The following is an 11,757-nucleotide window of genomic DNA, read 5'->3' as shown; positions in this document are numbered from 1 at the left end:
ATAAGAAAAAGAGGCTGCTCATTAGAGCAGCCTCTTTTTTTACTTTTCACGTTTTTCTTTAATTGCTACTGTACATCTTGAAATACATAATAAATCGTCATTCTCATCAATGATACGTACATCCCAAACCATCGTTGAGTTTCCTCTATGTATCGGTGTTCCGATTGCTGTTACAATTCCATCTTTCTTTGAGCGAATATGGTTTGCATTAATTTCTAGACCGAAGCAAATACATTTCTCTTGATCAATTAAATTGTATGAACCGACGCTTGCTACTGTTTCCGCCAACGCAAGAGATGCACCACCATGTAAAAAACCAAACGGCTGATGTGTACGTTCATCAACAGGCATCGTAGCAACTACCTTATCTTCTGTCATCTCTAACAACTCAATTCCAAGCGAATCCATTAAAGTTTTTGCCATATCGTTTCCCCCTTCTCTCACTTTAATTAAATGTATAATTTTACCTATTTACTTTCAAACTACGTATAACACTTATATAAGGAGGTTTCACCTAAATGAAACAGAAATTTTTTATACTATCGCTTATGTTCTCCTTGCTGACTATTGTACCAAATTGTGCACTAGCAGCCAAAGCATCCAACCTGACAATCGATGTTCAGACTGTCACGCAAAAAGGTAAGAAACCTTATATAGAATATCAAATCAATAGGCCTTCGTTTCATAACTTTTCCGATTCTAAGTTTCAAAATAAGTTAAATTTCTATTACAAAAAATCTACTGACAAATTTAAAACAAAATTAGAAAAAGACGCAAAGAAATATTATAAAGAAACAGAAGGATCTAGTACACCATTTCATCCGTACGTGGCGAATGTTGATTATAAAGTCTCCTTAAATAAACCACCTTTGCTCAGCCTATATTTGAATTACTATCAATATACAGGCGGAGCACACGGTCTTTATACGTGGAAGGCTAACACATTTGATTTAAAAGAAAAAAAGTTACTACACTTAGACGATTTATTTCAACAAGAAGATAAATATAAAGAAGTAATTCGTGCTGAGATTGTAAGACAGGTTAAACAAAATGAAAGTATTTATTTTCCTGATGCAACTGAAAAAGTCATGAGCACGAAAAAGTTTCACTTCTTTTTAGAACCGAACAATCTCGTCATTTATTTCCCTTTATATGAAATTGCGCCTTATTCAAGCGGCATTCCACAATTTCGTATTCCATATACGTTGCTAAGAGAGTATTTGAAGCCTTCTTATCAAAATATTTTAATTGACAACAAGTAAATAGTTTCGCTACGATAATGTTAACTTAAAAACAACAGGAGGTTAACATTATGAGAAGATTTCATGTTTTAGATTTAGCATTAGCCGCCATGTTCGTCGCTCTTATGGCCATTGGTGCAAATATTGTATCTTGGGCACCATTCCTGCAAGTAGCGGGCATCCCATTATCTATGCAACCATTTTTCGCAATTTTAGCAGGGCTTCTTCTTGGAAGTAGACTTGGTGCATTATCAATGACTGTTTACATGCTAGTTGGAGTAGCAGGTGCACCAATCTTCGCTAACTTCAAAGCTGGATTTGGAGCACTTTTAGATCCTACTGGTGGCTTTATTATTGCATTTATTATCGTTGCTTACGTATCAGGAAAACTAGTAGAACAAAAGGAAAAACCAACATTTCGTACATTTGCAACTGCCTCTTTCACAGGAATCATTTTAACTTATATTATCGGTACTACTTACATGTACGGGGCAGTCAATCTCTTTATGGGCGGTAATATGAGCTATAAAGCTGCTTGGATGATTATGATGTGGTTTGCAGTAAAAGATATTGCATTTACAATTATCGGTGCTATTATCGCACCTCGCATATACTATGCTGTGCGTCGTTCTGCTTATCAGCATTCTCATTCGACGATTTCTTAATAAAAAAAGAGTTATTTCAGCTTGCTGAAATAACTCTTTTTTTATTAAGACTCTTGATTCGCTTGTTCTTCTAAAATTTTCTTCATCATTGCAACCATGTCATCACGTAATTCTGGGTGTTGCAGTGCCATTTCGATTGTTGTTTGAACGAATCCTAGCTTTTCACCTACATCGTAGCGCTTTCCTTCGAAATCGTAAGCAAATACACGTTGAATTTCATTTAAGCTTTGGATTGCATCTGTTAACTGAATTTCGCCACCAGCACCAACATGTTGCTGATCTAAGAACATGAAGATTTCAGGTGTTAAAACGTAACGTCCCATAATTGCTAAGTTTGAAGGTGCTGTACCTGCTGCTGGTTTCTCAACGAAATTGCGAACTTGGTAACGACGTCCTTCCTGCTCTAACGGATCGATAATTCCGTAACGGTGTGTTTCATTTTCTGGAACCGTTTGTACGCCAATAACAGAAGAAAGCGTTTTATCATATTCTTCAATTAATTGACGTAAACATGGTTTTTCAGCTTGAACGATATCATCACCTAATAAAACAGCGAATGGCTCATCACCAATGAATTTACGCGCACACCAAACAGCGTGACCTAATCCTTTTGGTTCTTTTTGACGAATGTAGTGAATGTCTACCATTTTTGAAGAAGCCTGTACTTTTTCAAGTAACTCATACTTTTTCTTTTCTAATAAGTTTTGCTCTAACTCAAATGCATTATCAAAATGATCTTCAATAGAACGCTTCGTTTTACCAGTAACGATAATAATATCTTCGATTCCTGATTTTACTGCTTCTTCTACAATGTATTGGATAGTTGGTTTATCAACAATCGGTAACATTTCTTTCGGCATCGCTTTCGTTGCTGGTAAAAAACGTGTTCCTAATCCAGCTGCTGGGATTATCGCTTTTCTTACTTTTTTCATCACAAAATACCCTCTCTCCTGTCGGAATCAATAGCAATCATTTCCTACATAAAACAAAAGGGAGATTTCGCTCCCTTTTGTTCCTTACTACTTAAAATTACTTTATATTATAAACGATTCATAATATCTTCTTTAATAGTAAGTAACTTTTGTTCACTATTTTGTAAAGAACTATCTTTTACACCAAAGTAGAACTTAATCTTCGGTTCAGTTCCAGATGGACGTAGGCAGAACCATGAACCATCCTCTAATTGATATTTTAACACATTTGATTTCGGTAAGTGAATCTCTTCTTTATGTCCATCTTGTAAAGATGTAACGATGCTTGCTTTATAGTCTTCAACTGCCACGACTGTTAAGCCCGCTACTTCTTTCGGAGGATTTTCACGGAATGTTGCCATCATCTCTTGGATTTTTTCCGCTCCATCTTTTCCTTTTAGCGTTAACGATACAAGATCTTCACGGAAGAAACCGTACTTCTCAAACACTTCTAATAGACCATCGTATAACGTTTTACCTTGTGATTTGTAGTACGCAGCTACTTCACATGCAAATAGAACAGATTGTACTGCATCTTTATCACGGCAGAATGGGCGGATTAAATAACCATAGCTTTCCTCATAACCGAATTGGAATTCATATTGTCCGCTTTCTTCATACTGTCTAATTTTCTCACCGATAAATTTAAATCCAGTTAACGTATCAACTGTATCTAAACCGTATGCTTTCGCGATTGTACGACCAATTTCAGACGTTACGATTGTTTTTAATACGACACCGTTCTCTGGTAGCGTTCCGTTTTCTTTCTTTTGAGATAATAAGTAATCAAGCATTAATGCACCTGTTTGGTTACCAGTTAATACTTGGAACTCACCATCGTGATTACGAACTGCTACACCAAGGCGATCTGCGTCAGGATCCGTTGCGATTAACACATCCGCTCCTACCTTCTCACCGTCACGAATTGCATATTCAAATGCTGCATGCTCTTCTGGGTTCGGTGATTTTACTGTAGAGAAGTTCGGATCTGGTAACTCTTGCTCTTTTACAACTGTTACATCTGTAAATCCAACTTCTTTTAAACCACGGCGTACAGAAATATTTGATGTTCCGTGTAGTGGTGTGAAGACGATTTTTAAATCTTTGCCGGCCTTTTCCACCATTTCTTTATTAATAATGACATTGTTCAATTCTGCAGCATATGCATCATCGACTTCTTGTCCAATAATATGTAATAAACCGTCAGCTTTTAATTGCTCCACATTAGCAACCTCAACTGTTAACTCGTCTTCTACTGCGTTTACGTAGCTAATTAATTCATCAGCTTCTTTCGGAGGCAACTGTCCACCATCTTCACCGTATACTTTATAACCGTTATATTCAGGCGGATTATGACTTGCAGTAAGAACGATTCCACTCACTGTATGTAAATGACGAACTGCGAAAGAAAGCACTGGCGTTGGACGTAAGCTTTCAAACACATATGTTGTAATGCCGTGTGCACCTAGTGTAGCAGCAACTTCCATTGCGAACTCAGGTGACTTATGACGAGAATCATATGCTACAACAACACCGCGTTTTTTCGCTTCCTCACCTAACTTTTCGATAAAGCTTGCTAATCCTTTTGTCGCTTTACGAACTGTATATACGTTTAAACGGTTCGTACCAGCACCAAGTTCACCACGCATACCACCTGTGCCAAACTCTAGATTTTTATAAAAGCTATCCTCGATTTTCTTCTCATCTTGCTTCATATTTTCTAGCTGTTCTTTTAATTCTGCATCTAATTGTGCGTAAGAAAGCCAGCGATTAAATTCTTGTTTCCAATTCATTCTTCTCTCTCCTCTCGCTCGTCATACCTTTATTATATGAAAAAAACATGCTGTATCTCAATATTTTATAAAATCTAGCAGGATTTTACTAGGAATATTTGTATACACTATTGTTAAATACTCCACTAAAGGGAATGAGGATTATGCGCGAATGGGGCTTGTCAGAAGAGCTCAAAATACAAACAAAGCAAATGATTGAAATTGCTGAAAAAGAACTATCGATTATGAGGAGCGCAATCGATAAAGAAGACGAATGTATTTTATGCAAAATGGAAGATATTCATCATATGTTAGCAAATGTACAAACATTGGCAGCTACATACTATATTCAAGCATATTTATCACCTTATACGGAAAGTTCATCTTTTATTACGACAGCTATCCAACATTTAAGCGCCCGAAAACATGGCGCTCTTATCGTTGTGGAACGAAACGAGACGCTTGAAGCTTTCATTCAAACTGGAACGACATTAAACGCTCATTTAACCGCACCATTACTCGAATCAATATTTTATCCAGGTAACCCTCTTCATGATGGAGCCGTTCTCGTTAAAAATAATCATATTGTCTCAGCTGCCAATATTCTTCCGCTCACGAAAAGCACAGAAGTTGATCCTGAACTAGGAACACGTCACAGAGCTGCAATTGGCTTATCAGAAAAAAGCGATGCCCTTATTTTAGTTGTCTCTGAAGAAACGGGCCGCACTTCCTTTGCTTTAAACGGAACGTTATATACGATTTCTTTATAAAGTGAAATTACACCGGCCGTAACACCACATATATCAATAAAAAAGGCTGTTCCAAAATGTAGGAACAGCCCTCTCTTACGATCTTATTCTTCGCCGAAACGTTCAACAAGCGTTGCAAGTGTACGTACCATTGCACCTGTTGCTCCAGCTGGACCTAAATCATGCGCTCCTGATGATTCAGATGTTCCAGCGATGTCTAAGTGTACCCAAGGTGTATCTTCAGCAAATTCACCCAGGAATGTACCAGCCATAACCGCATGTCCTTCGCGGCCTGGTGAGTTATTTAAATCAGCAAACTTACTGTTTCTCACGCGTTCTTTATCACGATCAAAAATCGGTAATTGCCAAATCGATTCATCTGTTTCCATAGATGCTTCTAGCACTTGCTCAAACAACTCTTCATTGTTTGTCATTGCACCTGTCGTATGATTTCCAAGTGCAACAATTACACCACCTGTTAATGTCGCAACATCAATTAAATAGTTTGCACCTAATTTTTTCGCATACGTAATACCGTCAGCTAATGCTAAGCGACCTTCTGCATCTGTATTTAATACTTCAATTGTTTTTCCGCTCATAGATGTGATTACATCGTCTGGCTTAAATGCGGTACCACTTACAACGTTATCCGTTGATGGAATAACAGCGATCACATTTTGCTCTGGGCGAAGTTCACCGATAATTTCCATCGCACCTAGTACAGCAGCAGCACCGCCCATATCACCTTTCATACCGACCATGCCTTCACGTGGTTTTAAAGAATAACCGCCTGTATCGTATGTGATTCCTTTTCCAACGAATCCAATAACATCTGTCCACTCTTCTTTTCCTTTATAAATAAGAGCGATCATTTTTGGTGGCTCTACACTACCTTGGTTTACTGCAAGTAACGCACCCATACCAAGCTCTTCCATCTCTTCTTTCTCAAGAACTTTATAATCCATATCATACTTCTCAGCTAACTCAACAGCATACTCAGCAAGCTTTGTTGCTGTTAATACGTTTGGCGGCATATTTACAAGTGTACGAGCTGAATTTGTTGCACGTCCATGTACGTAGCCAACTGTTAATGCCGCTTCAATTTCCTGTGCATCTTCCGCTGTAATAGCCGTAAACTTCTCTAACTCTACACGATCCTTTTTATCTGATTTATACGTTTGTAACTCATATGTACCAAGGCCTTGTACTTCTGCCGCAATATGAGCGACATCAATCGCGTCTAATTTCTCTGTTACGAAAGAATCAAGTAAGATTGCTGCATCTTGTACTTTTGCTGCTTGCAGTGTTTTAAACGTCTTACCAAGAGCCGAACGTAATGTTTCTGTCGTATAAGATTCTTTCTTACCTAAACCAACGAAATAATAACGTTTCACATCTGTTTTTCCTAAACTATGTACTTTTGAAATAGCTTTCTTCTTCGTAGAAAGTTCTTTCTCTTCTAATAAAACTTGTAATTGTCCTTCAAACGCTTTGTCCAGTTCTTGTACAAAACTACTCGTTTGCTCTTCTTCAAATAAGGCAACAATCACCGCTTCATGGCTTGCTAATTCTTTTTGTACTTGGAACATGTTCAGACCCCCTAAATTTCTCTACTCTATCTTTATTATAACTTTATTTTCGATAAAATGCGACAATTCTAACTTCTGTTATACCCTATATAAAATAAAAAAAGTCTAGCGTACTTACCACTAGACTATCTTTGTTTTAAATATTGACCACGAAACACTTGCATCGTCTCATCTTGGTTTAACATCGTTAACTCTTCTTCTGAAAACTTACCATTTCCTATCTTAACTACATATACATTTACTTTTTTCTTACCCCATTGGCTATAAACATCTTTCACTGTATCATAGTACAAATCAAGACGGTTTCCTTTTATTGCACCGCCCTTATCAGCTACTACACCATACCCATAACCTGGTACGAATAAGATTGTTCCAATTGGGAATACGCGTAAGTCTGCTGCAATTGTGGAATATAAATCCCTTTTCGCCTTAACACCTGAATATGTAATACCATACTCCGGATGTCCCGGCCTCTTACCAGTTGACTCAATTCCCGACGTATAACCTGTTGCAGTCATTTCAATTGAACGATATTTAGACCAGTCGTTTGCCTGCTCTAAAGCATTTATCACTTCTTTACTCGGAGCAACATTTCTCTTAACTTCTGCTGCATGTACTTCTTTTGCACTCGTTCCCTCATATTTCTTTACAATCTCTAATAAAGAAACTCCTGTGAAAGCATTCCATGTTACGCATAATGCAATTGCAAGTAAACAAGTCATCATAATGCGAATACAATATCGTTTTAACATTTTTATATGCCACACTCCTTCATCGTTAATCATTCCCTATACGATGAAAGAATATGCAAAAAAATAATCTCCAATTGCATTGGAGATTAAAACATTTGATATCCGCTTTTCCGAAGTTTCTTAATAACGATTCCCGCTAAAGCAGCACCAATCAATCCAGTAGATAAAATAAACACATCTGCTTGTCCTAAATGCGATACACTTGTCCCAAATGAAGAGAATGTTTCTTTTGGCTTTGAAAAATAATCCCACATACTCGCCTTATTAATAATAAGCATACAAACAATCGGATATACAATAACCATTACCCATGTCGCTCGCAATATCATGTTGAGTAAAAATCCAATTCCAAAAAACAAAATGAAAAATAACATCATTGAAATAAGTAATACCGGTATACTCACTCTTTCTCCCTCTCCTTCGTATGTGCCGTAAATACGTGATAGGCTGTATAACCAAACTGCTCTCCTGGATTTAATGCTTTATCCATTTCAAGATGTAATTCTGATTGTCTTTCTAACAAATATGTAATAAGTACAGACGTATTTGGATCGTCCGCAATCGTATCTGGATGTAGAAACGCTACTTCAGACAATTCCTTCTCCTGTACAATAATCTCTTCCCCTTCAGGCTCCAAAAGGAAAATAATCATATTATCACTAATCTCATTGCGAATTACGCCCGATCTAACACCAATGATCCCCTTCACATGAGCGACAATACCTGTCTCTTCTAACACTTCACGTTTCACAGCTTCATCAACGGTCTCACCTTCATTTACAAAACCAGCCGGTAAAGACCATTTCCCCTTTAACCCACTGTATTTCTTCTTAACGAATAACCACCTGCCATCTTTTGTAGCTACTAGGCCACTGACAGCTAACCATACTTTTCCTCGCTTCTCCATGATGTCATACCCTCCTCTATTAGAACGGACAGAATATTCTTTCTTTTTTATATATTATACTATATTTTTTAAATGAAAAAAGCAGAAACAGCTCTTAGCCGTTTCTGCTTTTTCTACTATATATTAAAAGAACTTTAATTTACCTTTTTTAAGAACTAATAAAGGTCCACCTAATAAGAATAGGTAACGGTTATCGATCACTTTCTTCATGAAGGAAGCTTTCCAACCTGTTAACTTTTTGCCCATAACAACGCCCATTGCATCGTCATGACCTAAAGAACATACAGATCCTTTATTGTCGAATACGAATTTCTTCATTTCGCCTTTACCACGAACTAACACAGTTAAGTTGTGCGCAATGTTGTAACCTTGTTGAATTGCGATTTGTGCTGTTGGTGGGTATGGACGGTTAATTTCTTCGTTAATGATTAACGCTGCGTCACCAACCATGAATACATCTTCGTATCCTGGAGCGTGCATGTACTCATCAACTTTTACACGTCCGCGCATTGCTTCAAAGCCAGACTCTTCCACAATACCGTTACCACGAACACCTGCAGCCCAAACTACTGTTTCAGACTTAATTAATTCAGTATCATCACCGTTTGCAACGATAATACCTTCTTCAGTTGCTTCTTTAATTGCTGTACCGATGCGGAATTCTACACCTTTTTTCTCAAGTTGTTTCACAGCGTATTCTACTAATGCTGGATCGAAACCTGGAAGTGCTGTTGGAGCAGCTTCTACACAGATAATACGTGCTTTTTCACGTGGTACATTGTACTGTTTGCAAAGTTCCGGAACACGGTTTGCAAGCTCACCTACGTACTCGATACCAGTAAATCCAGCACCACCAACAACGATTGTTACTAACTCATCGCGCTTTTCATCTGCATATTTAGCGAAGCTAGCTTCCATATGCTCACGAATTTGACGAGTTGCATTAATGTTAGCGATTGAGAATGCATGCTCTTTTAATCCTGTAATTCCGAATGTTTCTGATTCGAAACCAAGACCGATTACTAAGTAGTCATATTCTAACTCGCCGTCTTTTAAGATAATGCGTTTTTCAGCTGCTTTAATTTCTACTACTGTATCTTGTACAAAGTTCACTTTATTTGTATCAATAACGTCTTGAATATCTAGACAGATTTTTTCATCTTGTAATGTACCAGCTGCGCTCTCGTGTAACCAAGTCGCTTGGTAGTGATAGCTGTTGTTGTTTACTAACGTAATTTCAGCTTCATTTACAGATAATGCTTTTTGCAGACGAACAGTCGTAATCATCCCGCCATAACCTGCACCTAAAACTACGATTTTTGGAGTCTTCACCAAATCACAACCCTTTTCTTTATATAATAGTAATGAAAAATAATACCAAGTACTAAAAACTCTATTTGTCAAGAATGTGGAATTTATCACATTCTATATCATAACAAAACGCAGTCAAAAAATCGTACGAATTTTGTCATAGAAATTTAACATAATACTTCCCTATATTAGTCGGTTTTATTCCAGAATTCAAGCGTCTGGAGAATTATCAATATTTTAAAATAACATAGCGTTTTCAAGGGTTTTTCAGCCTTTTTTTCATGTATTTTCCTTTCTGTATATTTTATACAATGTAAAAAACATCTATGCGAAAACTTACACACAATTCAGTCGTTTTCAGAAGTATTATGCACTCAAATATGCTATCATTTATTTGAAAGTATCATCATTTGCAGGATTTTCGTGTACATATGAACAATATATGAAATCAATATCAAAATTCCATCTATAGGGGGAATGAAAGTGGCAGAAAATCAAAAAGTTTACGACATAACAATTATTGGTGGTGGGCCAACAGGACTATTCACAGCATTTTATGGTGGTATGAGACAAGCAAGTGTAAAAATTATTGAAAGCTTACCTCAGCTTGGAGGACAATTATCCGCGCTCTATCCTGAAAAATACATTTATGATGTAGCCGGATTCCCGAAAGTGCGCGCACAAGAATTAGTTGATAACTTAAAAGAGCAAATGAAGAAATTTGATCCAACCGTTTGTTTAGAAGAAGCTGTTGATACGCTTGAGAAACAAGCTGACGGTATATTTAAACTTGTTACGAATAAGCAAACTCACTATTCTAAATCAGTTATTATTACTGCTGGCAATGGTGCTTTCCAACCACGCCGCTTAGAATTAGAAGGAACAGCAAAGTATGAAAAGAAAAACTTACATTATTTCGTTGATGATATGAATAAATTTGCTGGTAAGCGCGTCGTAGTATTTGGCGGCGGCGATTCAGCTGTTGACTGGACAATGATGTTAGAGCCGATCGCTGACAAAGTTACAATCGTTCATCGCCGTGATAAATTCCGCGCGCATGAACATAGCGTAGAAAGCTTAATGAACTCTCGTGCAGAAGTAAGCACACCATACGTTCCAGTAGAACTCATTGGTGATGACAAAATTGAACAAGTCGTTCTTCAGCATGTAAAAACGGAAGAAAAAATTATCATCGATGTTGATGATGTAATCGTAAACTACGGCTTCGTTTCTTCTCTTGGCCCAATTAAAAACTGGGGGTTAGATATACAAAAAAACAGCATTCTCGTGAATTCGAAAATGGAAACAAATATTCCTGGCATTTACGCTGCTGGTGACATTTGTACATATGAAGGAAAAGTAAAACTCATTGCTTGCGGCTTCGGTGAAGCACCAACAGCAGTAAACAATGCGAAAGCTTACTTCGATCCAAACGCAAAACTCCAACCGATGCACAGCTCTAGTATGTTTTAATATACAAAAATAAAGCTCCTTCCACGCATGGAAGGAGCTTTTCCTTTTATATCAGAAAACGAAAGCAAAATGAATCCGATACAAAATCGAACTCATTTTGCTTTTCATCTAAAAAGAATTATTGTTTTCTTCTTCTACCTAATACAAATAATACTCCGCCAACTAAGAATGAAATTCCCGCACCAACTGACATCATCCACGGAGACGCTGCCCCTGTTTTCGGTAATTCTCTCTCTACTTTTACTTGCGGCTCTTTAATTAATTTTTCCAATCTTACTTCCGGTTTCTCCAGCTTTACTTCTGGTTTCTTCGGATCTTCCGGTTTCA

General features: G+C 37.3%; 13 protein-coding genes. 4 read left to right on the top strand and 9 right to left on the bottom strand.

The genetic code is table 11. The features are described from left to right. Positions 1-39 precede the first annotated feature (39 nt). On the bottom strand, positions 40-423 hold the full coding sequence (locus tag BAQ46_RS16855; RefSeq protein WP_001140608.1) for a hotdog fold thioesterase: 384 nt from the start codon (positions 421-423) through the stop codon (positions 40-42). Positions 424-518: 95 nt separating this feature from the next. Between BAQ46_RS16855 and BAQ46_RS16850 the strand changes: the two genes are divergently transcribed. Both BAQ46_RS16850 and BAQ46_RS16845 read left to right on the top strand, forming a co-directional pair. Then, complete coding sequence (locus BAQ46_RS16850) at positions 519-1,262, top strand: DUF3298 and DUF4163 domain-containing protein (RefSeq protein ID WP_000810352.1); 744 nt, start codon at positions 519-521, stop codon at positions 1,260-1,262. 50 nt (positions 1,263-1,312) lie between these two features. Continuing rightward, positions 1,313-1,906, top strand: a complete 594-nt coding sequence (locus BAQ46_RS16845; RefSeq protein WP_001252157.1) for a biotin transporter BioY — start codon at positions 1,313-1,315, stop codon at positions 1,904-1,906. A gap of 44 nt (positions 1,907-1,950) precedes the next feature. Here BAQ46_RS16845 and galU read toward each other — a convergent pair whose 3' ends face one another. Both galU and BAQ46_RS16835 read right to left on the bottom strand, forming a co-directional pair. After that, a complete protein-coding gene (gene galU / locus BAQ46_RS16840) occupies positions 1,951-2,838 on the bottom strand; it encodes a UTP--glucose-1-phosphate uridylyltransferase GalU (protein ID WP_061131951.1) in 888 nt (295 codons plus the stop codon). Between the two features lie 107 nt (positions 2,839-2,945). Then, a complete protein-coding gene (locus BAQ46_RS16835) occupies positions 2,946-4,670 on the bottom strand; it encodes a phospho-sugar mutase (protein WP_071742205.1) in 1,725 nt (574 codons plus the stop codon). Positions 4,671-4,813: 143 nt separating this feature from the next. On the opposite strand from BAQ46_RS16835, the gene cdaS reads away from it, so the two are divergent. Further along, the gene (cdaS, locus tag BAQ46_RS16830; protein WP_001209528.1) at positions 4,814-5,419 is read left to right on the top strand and encodes a sporulation-specific diadenylate cyclase CdaS; all 606 of its coding nucleotides are present in this window, start codon (positions 4,814-4,816) and stop codon (positions 5,417-5,419) included. An 83-nt stretch (positions 5,420-5,502) separates the two neighbouring features. Here cdaS and pepA read toward each other — a convergent pair whose 3' ends face one another. The 5 genes from pepA to BAQ46_RS16805 form a co-directional block, all read right to left on the bottom strand. After that, a complete protein-coding gene (gene pepA / locus BAQ46_RS16825; RefSeq protein ID WP_071742204.1) occupies positions 5,503-6,987 on the bottom strand; it encodes a cytosol aminopeptidase in 1,485 nt (494 codons plus the stop codon). 125 nt (positions 6,988-7,112) lie between these two features. Continuing rightward, a complete protein-coding gene (locus tag BAQ46_RS16820; RefSeq protein ID WP_000920101.1) occupies positions 7,113-7,739 on the bottom strand; it encodes a 3D domain-containing protein in 627 nt (208 codons plus the stop codon). An 86-nt stretch (positions 7,740-7,825) separates the two neighbouring features. Next, positions 7,826-8,143: a YuiB family protein gene (locus tag BAQ46_RS16815; protein WP_000027014.1), complete on the bottom strand. Its 318-nt coding sequence runs from the start codon at positions 8,141-8,143 to the stop codon at positions 7,826-7,828. After that, positions 8,140-8,646 carry an NUDIX hydrolase gene (locus BAQ46_RS16810; protein WP_071742203.1) on the bottom strand — a complete coding sequence of 169 codons (507 nt, stop codon included), beginning with the start codon at positions 8,644-8,646 and terminating at the stop codon, positions 8,140-8,142. The genes BAQ46_RS16815 and BAQ46_RS16810 overlap by 4 nt, the downstream gene beginning before the upstream one ends. 123 nt (positions 8,647-8,769) lie before the next feature. Continuing rightward, positions 8,770-9,978: an NAD(P)/FAD-dependent oxidoreductase gene (locus BAQ46_RS16805; protein WP_000856615.1), complete on the bottom strand. Its 1,209-nt coding sequence runs from the start codon at positions 9,976-9,978 to the stop codon at positions 8,770-8,772. 462 nt (positions 9,979-10,440) lie between these two features. Here BAQ46_RS16805 and BAQ46_RS16800 point away from each other — a divergent pair, with 462 nt between their 5' ends. After that, positions 10,441-11,430, top strand: a complete 990-nt coding sequence (locus BAQ46_RS16800; protein WP_000829779.1) for an NAD(P)/FAD-dependent oxidoreductase — start codon at positions 10,441-10,443, stop codon at positions 11,428-11,430. Positions 11,431-11,548: 118 nt separating this feature from the next. Here the strand turns inward: BAQ46_RS16800 and BAQ46_RS16795 are convergent. Then, positions 11,549-11,757 (bottom strand): LPXTG cell wall anchor domain-containing protein (locus tag BAQ46_RS16795; RefSeq protein WP_084638336.1); only part of this gene is annotated, 209 nt, incomplete at its 5' end.

Source organism: Bacillus paranthracis (genome assembly GCF_001883995.1).
GTDB lineage: Bacteria > Bacillota > Bacilli > Bacillales > Bacillaceae_G > Bacillus_A > Bacillus_A paranthracis.
This window is presented reverse-complemented; position numbering and strand designations above follow the sequence as displayed.

Bases quoted from the DNA above. Each gene is read 5' to 3' on its own strand.
- pepA (WP_071742204.1), bottom strand. From the start codon at position 6,987: ATGTTCCAAGTACAAAAAGAATTAGCAAGCCATGAAGCGGTGATTGTT.
- cdaS (WP_001209528.1), top strand. From the start codon at position 4,814: ATGCGCGAATGGGGCTTGTCAGAAGAGCTCAAAATACAAACAAAGCAA.
- BAQ46_RS16850 (WP_000810352.1), top strand. From the start codon at position 519: ATGAAACAGAAATTTTTTATACTATCGCTTATGTTCTCCTTGCTGACT.
- BAQ46_RS16855 (WP_001140608.1), bottom strand. From the start codon at position 423: ATGGCAAAAACTTTAATGGATTCGCTTGGAATTGAGTTGTTAGAGATG.
- BAQ46_RS16820 (WP_000920101.1), bottom strand. From the start codon at position 7,739: ATGTTAAAACGATATTGTATTCGCATTATGATGACTTGTTTACTTGCA.
- BAQ46_RS16810 (WP_071742203.1), bottom strand. From the start codon at position 8,646: ATGGAGAAGCGAGGAAAAGTATGGTTAGCTGTCAGTGGCCTAGTAGCT.
- galU (WP_061131951.1), bottom strand. From the start codon at position 2,838: ATGAAAAAAGTAAGAAAAGCGATAATCCCAGCAGCTGGATTAGGAACA.
- BAQ46_RS16845 (WP_001252157.1), top strand. From the start codon at position 1,313: ATGAGAAGATTTCATGTTTTAGATTTAGCATTAGCCGCCATGTTCGTC.
- BAQ46_RS16835 (WP_071742205.1), bottom strand. From the start codon at position 4,670: ATGAATTGGAAACAAGAATTTAATCGCTGGCTTTCTTACGCACAATTA.